Here is a 6,366-nt window from a genome sequence, read left to right as displayed (position 1 = left end):
GAGGAAGAAAAGGCGCAGGAAGGCAGCACCATCAACGTGGATATGAACGGAACCACGGTGGTCCCCGGAGACATTTTTGACAGCATCAGGGGCAGGGACATCACCGTCACCTTTGATATGGGCGGCGGCATCCTGTGGAGCGTAAACGGTAAGGAGGTCATCACGGACAAGGCGGGCGACATTGACTTTTCCGTAAAGACAGAAACAAATGCCATCCCGGTGGATATCGTGAACAACGTTACCGGGGAACGTTACAGCATCCAGATCAGCCTCGCCCATGAAGGGGAGTTCGGCTTTAAGGCGGTGCTTTCCATAGGGCTTGGCAAAGAGAACGCCGGATATACCGCCAGCCTGTACCACTATAACCAAAGCATAGGGGAGCTTGAGTTTATCTGCGCTGACACAGTCGCAGAGGACGGCACCGTATCCCTTGCCTTTACCCACGCATCGGATTATGTGATCGCGATAGACGGGGAGGAAGAAAGCGGCAATGCCACCGAGCCTGAACAGCCGGATACCCCGGATAAAGACAGCACCGCGGAGGCGGAAAGCCCCAAGACCGGGCAGGCGTGGAGGCCGTGGTGGTTTATCGTGGTCGGCGCGCTGGTGATCGTTATGGGGATCGGCGTATTCTTGGCGGTGAGGAAGAAACAGGAAGCAGAAAACAGTTAAAAACCGACCGCAGGAAAAACCTGCGGTACGGTAAAATATAAAAAAGAAAGGGGAAATATTTATGGAGACTTTATTCAAAACGGAAGGTTTAACAGTAACTTACAATGCGGATGACAGGGAATATGTCTGTGATCTCAGCGCGATTCCGAGCGGATATTATGTGTGTGTGAATCTCTGCACACAGGCGCGGTTCACGGGGGAATTCAGACTGGATGCGGCAAAAGAAAAAGGCAGGCCGGAGGCCGGGCGCAAGGTCCTTATATCCGGGAAGAAAACGGATGGGATAGTGGATTTCCACGTCATCCCCTGTGATAATAATAAGTCTGCCGAATATTATGACACGGAAGACCTGAGGCTCCACCTGCGGGTAGATATTCCCGAAGGTAATGATGTCAGCCTGCGCTGCTGTCAATCCGACCCCATGAAGGTCAAGGACACGGTATATGACAGGGAAGTGGGGGTTGCCTACCTTTTGTGCTTTGAGGACTGGACTGACAATGATTACAATGATTTTGTGTTCAACATAACCGCATGGTTAAAAAAGGGATAAGGGGGATGGCGTATGTGCATGTGTGGAAAGATCCATATGTCCGGAGTATCCGGAATGCTTAAGGACAGCCTTGAAAAAGAGAAGGCAAACAGCAAAAAAGGACTCCTCCAGTCTAAACTGATATCCATTGCCGGCTGCTGTGAACTGAATAAATATGACTTCCTGTATGCGGAGGGACCGGCGCCGGACACCGTGCATCCGAACCTCTGGGAGCAGGCAAAGCTGAACCTGCAATATGGTCTGTACCGTGTAAACAATATCAGGGAAAATGAGGAAAGGGGAGCGGACGGGAAATATGCGCTCCATGTGGGGGACGTATTCCAGATCAGGGGATATGATATTTCCAACATGACGCTTGTCTATGACGGGAGCGGCTGGATCGTCATGGATGTACTGACTACCATCACCATAGCGGGCGTGGTATGGCAGGAGGTGGTACAGACATATCTTTCCGCTTCCGCTCCCATCCACATGGTAATATATTCCCATTCCCATGTGGACCATTATGGCGGGATCGGAGGGCTGAAACCGTATTTTGCAAAGGAAGGCGTCCAGATCCTCGCACCGGAAGGTTTTATGGAACACGCGGTGAGCGAGAACGTCTATGCGGGAACCGCCATGAGCCGCCGTGCCGTTTACCAGATGGGCGGGACCCTGCAACCCGGCAGGGCGGGCCATGTGGACTGCGGGCTTGGCAAGATGACCACCCAGGGAGGCAACAGTATCATTGAGCCGACTAAGGAGATCGGCTTTGATGACTATGGCGGGAAAAAATATTATGAAACAGCCTGCGGGCAGGTTCCCCTGCAGATACAGTATACGCCGGGGACAGAGGCGCCGGCTGAGATGAATGTCTACCTGCCGGATCAGAAAGTGCTGTTCATTGCCGAGAACTGTGCGGGGACGCTCCATAACGCACTGACGCCGAGGGGCGCACAGGTGCGTGACCTTTTGGCGTGGGCAGGTTTCCTTGACGAGACCATCGTAACCTTTTCGGATATGGAGATTGTCTGCAGCGCCCATAACTGGCCGCATTTCGGCAGGGAAGAAAGTATACGGTTCATCGGGATACAGAGGGATATGTACCGTTATGTGAACAACGCAACGCTGCATCTTGTCAATCTGGGCTATACCATTGACGAGGTCGGCAGGATGGTCTCCGGTGAGGACGGGACAATGCCCCTGCCAGAGGAATTTGCAAATGAATGGAGCAGCCACGGCTATTACGGTACATATAACCATGACGCAAAAGCTGTGTACCAGAGGTATATCGGCTGGTATGACGGCAACCCCGCGCACCTGAACAGGCACAAGCCGGTGGAACGGGCGACGAGATATGTGGATGCGTTCGGCGCGGATGCGATACTGGAAAAGGCAAAGGACGCCTATAACGCCAAGGACTACGCATGGGCGGCGGAACTGTTTGACCTCCTTATGAATGCGGAGGAAGGCAAAGTCCTGCCAAGTATCCTGAAGGAAGCGAGGGGAACATACGCGGATACACTCAGGAACCTGGGATACGGATCAGAGGCAGCTACATGGCGCAATATGTACCTGACAGGCGCACAGGAGATCGAAATGGACGGAACGGTGGTAAAAGGCACCCTGGCATTTGCGGATGACACGATAAATGCCATGTCCCTGGAGATGATACTCCAGTATATGGGCATCATGCTGGACAGCAGGAAAGTGGAGAAAGACAGGAAACGCCTGGCGATGTCCGTGTCCGTAACTACGGCCAAAGGAACCGAGTATGCCAATATACAGGTGGACAGGGGAATCCTCGGATACCGGATCGTATCCGACGCCGGCGAGCTTGCGTCAGGGGCGGACATTGTAGTGAAAGGCAATAAGCTGGACTTTTTCCGGGCCTTTGTGGATAACAGCAGGGAGAGCCTCAAGAAAGTCGTTGCGAACGCCGCACAGGAGAGCCAGGCCGCAGAGTTTATATCGGGGTATCTGACGCGGTTCCCGATTGGTTTCCCGATCATGACGCCGCGGGACAGATTGTGAGTACGGAGAAGTAAAACGGTGGACAAATGATTTCTCCAATGGAGATAACGGTGAACAGATAGATATGCTGTGCCAGGATATAAAGGAGGTATGAGATATACAAAGGAGGTGGACAGTATCGGGCGGATATTGGTGATCGAGTTCGCTGAGTCAGAATCCCATATATTTGAGGAAGTGGCAGCTGTGCTGAAAAAATACCCCACTTTCGAGAGTCTGAGGCTTGCTGATGAAACGGTGCTGTCAATCCCAGGGTTTATGGTCCAGCTGGACCGCAGGAAAGTATACTGCGAGGGGAAAGAGATCATCCTTACCGCAAAAGAATATGACATCCTCTGTCTGCTTATGGAAAACAGGGGACGTGTCCTTACATACAGCCAGATATACCGGAACGTGTGGGGCGGGGAAGCCCTTGGCAGCGAGAGCAATATTGTGGGCTGCCATATCCGCAGGATGCGGGGAAAGCTGTCTGTGGAAGATAGGAATGCGCCGTTTATCATTAAATGTGTGAGAGAGGTTGGCTACTGCTTTGAAACGAACCCGGAATATTAACATCATGGGGGCGGCCTGGGAAACCGGGCTGCTCTTTTTGTGTTTACCTGTCCTGTGTTTAACGGCAATACGGGAGCTTATACGACATGATACGCACTGCCGTGTCGTAACTTGCGTTTTACTATTGCGTTCTGACTGTCGTCTGACTGCGGGCTGACTGCCACGCACCCTATAATCTTCCCTATGGGCTTAAAAGCCAGGGGAGCGGAAATGCCATGCCGGATATCCCCGGAAAGGGGAAACATGGGCATGTCAGGAACCGGGGGCAAACTGCCGCCCGCAATGCAACTCCATACCATATTGAGAGATACCGTGGTCCACCAAGGGGCTGCGGTATTTTTATGTTCGACACATTCCCCGCCTATTCTGCCCTGTTATATAGAAAAATTCATAATCCTACAAAAGAGCGCACCCTGCAGAAAGGGCCTGCGCTCTTTTCACATCAGGGGGAACTGCCGCAGCCCGCCGCCTGTCCTTCGTTTTCTGAAATTCGGAAAGGAAGGAGGACAAGCCTATGGCAAAGGCATACAGAATCCCGGATTATAAGAAGATGTATCCGGAGGCAGGCGAGGAAGTGATCAGCCTGCTCAGGACCACAGAAAGAAAAATGCAGTACCAGGAATGCGACCTCAAGACGGAGCAGACCATTGTGAGCCAGAAGGACCAGACCGTAACGACCATACCCAGCAGGGAGGATTCCCTGGAACGGCTGGCGGAACAGGAGGTGCAGTTTGCAGGGGAGGGCGAGAGCGTGGAGGAAACCGTGCTGCGCAGGCTCCAGTATGCGCAGCTACATAAGGCGCTCTCCCTGCTCCCTGATGATGAGCGGGAGCTGATAGACCGCCTGTTTTTCCAGGGCCAGACCGAGCGGGAGGCGGCAGCGGACATGGGGATATACCGCAATGCCGTACACAAGCGGAAGAACCGCATCCTGGAGAAACTGAAAAATTTTTTGGAAAAATTTTAATTTCAGGGTGTGCAAAACGCCCTGCCAACGTGGAAGTAAGTAGAGGGGAATTTTTTCTCCCCTCTGCCCATTGAAAAATACCGCCGCCAGGCGGTCATATCCAGCAGCATAGATACGTTAGCTGTCCAGCTTGAAAGAGCAAAGCGGAGTGGAGGACACGCCAGGACCACCTGCAGGGAACACCCTGTCAAAAAGATCACATCAAAGGTGCAGAGCGGCAAATGTCCGTCCCAAGGCGGCCTGTGGCGGGCCGTTTGCCATGACATGGACAGCCTATAATGATACTTCCGTCCAGTCACAGCCCCGCAGGAGCGGGATCACGCAATGAGGGCGGCCCGGAGAGATCCTCGGAGGGGTGAGAAACCCATGACGGCCTTAAGCCACGGCCGGTCTTTGCTTGCTGCCTATGGGCGCGTCCTGCGCCCGCTCCGGGGAGTAGTGTCGAACAGGGGCAGATATTGAAATGACAAAACGAAGGACAGGCATTTTCCGGGCAGGGGAATCCCCTGGAAAGGAAATGCTTTCATGATAGAAACTACGGCGGCAGACTGCCCGAAGGCCGGGAGGATATCCCAAACGGCAGCACCGGGAACTGCCGCCGTCCTTGTGTCATGAAAATATAAAAAATGAGGTTCGAAAGCAGATGCTTTCACAGGAGGGAATGCATGGATCAGAAAACCATAGACATGATGGGAAAGATTATGGATACGGAGCGGATGGGCTATGCCTATGTGTATCCGTCAGACGGAAGCGCAAGGGAGGAATACCTGATCGCCACAACACCGGAAAATATGGCAAACTTTGTGGGCAGCCGTTTCCTCAGCGCACAGAAGATGGTCATTACAGATATTGCGGACAGGCTTATCCTGGATACCTGCGGGGGATTTATTGATACCTGCCCGGACCAGAAACTGTGCATGGAGATCAACTCCCATCTGGTGCCGATCCAGTTGGGGGAGAAAGAGGCCGGGGATATCCTCCAGCTTGACAGGAAGCAGGCAGATGCATATTTTGCGGCGGAGGACAGGGCAGTGGCCATGGCGGAATACGGCATGGAGTGCGGCATGGGATAGGAGAATGGATGCAGGATATGCCTGCAGGAAAGGAGGAAACGGATATGGGCATCAAGAGGGGCGACATATATTATGCCGACCTGGCACCGGTGGTCGGGAGCGAACAGGGCGGCACACGGCCCGTGCTGATCATACAGAATGACATGGGGAACCGGCACAGCCCCACGGTGATCGCGGCGGCCATTACCAGCAGGCAGGGGAAGAAACCGCTCCCCACCCACATCAGGCTGGAGGACAGCCCCTGCGGGCTGGAACAGGAATCCACCGTCCTGCTGGAGCAGGTGCGCACCATTGACCGTGCCAGGCTGAAGGAATACATAGGCCGGGCGGGCAGGACGACCATGCAGGATGTGGACCATGCCATAGCGGTCAGCTTCGGGCTGGAGGGGATACTTTTCCCCCAGGAGGAACCGCAGGCAGGGAAAGAGGGAGATTAGGGACCCTCCGGCAGACGGATGCCGGACAGAAAGGGGGAACGGTTTATGGAAAGCAGGAAACGGAGATCGGAAGAGCACACGTCTGAACTCCAGTCACCAGATCTG

6 protein-coding genes and 1 pseudogene are annotated in these 6,366 nt (G+C 53.8%); all 7 read left to right on the top strand.

Features of this window, described 5'->3' with window-relative positions:
* Window positions 1-672: pseudogene (locus tag Q2B33_RS22785) on the top strand (hypothetical protein); the annotation flags it as partial.
* Window positions 673-733: 61 nt separating this feature from the next.
* Window positions 734-1,222 (top strand): hypothetical protein, encoded by a 489-nt coding sequence (locus tag Q2B33_RS22780; RefSeq protein ID WP_300782206.1) that lies wholly within the window; start codon window positions 734-736, stop codon window positions 1,220-1,222.
* Window positions 1,223-1,276: 54 nt separating this feature from the next.
* Window positions 1,277-3,235 carry an alkyl/aryl-sulfatase gene (locus tag Q2B33_RS22775; protein WP_300782209.1) on the top strand — a complete coding sequence of 653 codons (1,959 nt, stop codon included), beginning with the start codon at window positions 1,277-1,279 and terminating at the stop codon, window positions 3,233-3,235.
* A 90-nt stretch (window positions 3,236-3,325) separates the two neighbouring features.
* Entirely contained in the window at window positions 3,326-3,784 is a 459-nt protein-coding gene (locus Q2B33_RS22770) for a winged helix-turn-helix domain-containing protein (RefSeq protein WP_300782212.1), read from the top strand.
* A gap of 514 nt (window positions 3,785-4,298) precedes the next feature.
* Window positions 4,299-4,751, top strand: a complete 453-nt coding sequence (locus Q2B33_RS22765) for an RNA polymerase sigma factor (protein WP_300782215.1) — start codon at window positions 4,299-4,301, stop codon at window positions 4,749-4,751.
* Window positions 4,752-5,416: 665 nt separating this feature from the next.
* Complete coding sequence (locus Q2B33_RS22760; protein ID WP_300782217.1) at window positions 5,417-5,824, top strand: hypothetical protein; 408 nt, start codon at window positions 5,417-5,419, stop codon at window positions 5,822-5,824.
* Between the two features lie 44 nt (window positions 5,825-5,868).
* Complete coding sequence (locus tag Q2B33_RS22755; protein ID WP_300782220.1) at window positions 5,869-6,261, top strand: type II toxin-antitoxin system PemK/MazF family toxin; 393 nt, start codon at window positions 5,869-5,871, stop codon at window positions 6,259-6,261.
* Window positions 6,262-6,366 lie beyond the last annotated feature (105 nt).

It is taken from the genome of uncultured Acetatifactor sp. (assembly GCF_948601915.1).
Classification (GTDB): domain Bacteria; phylum Bacillota; class Clostridia; order Lachnospirales; family Lachnospiraceae; genus Acetatifactor.
Note: the sequence above shows the minus strand (reverse complement) of the source record. Positions and strands in the feature narration are given on the sequence as shown.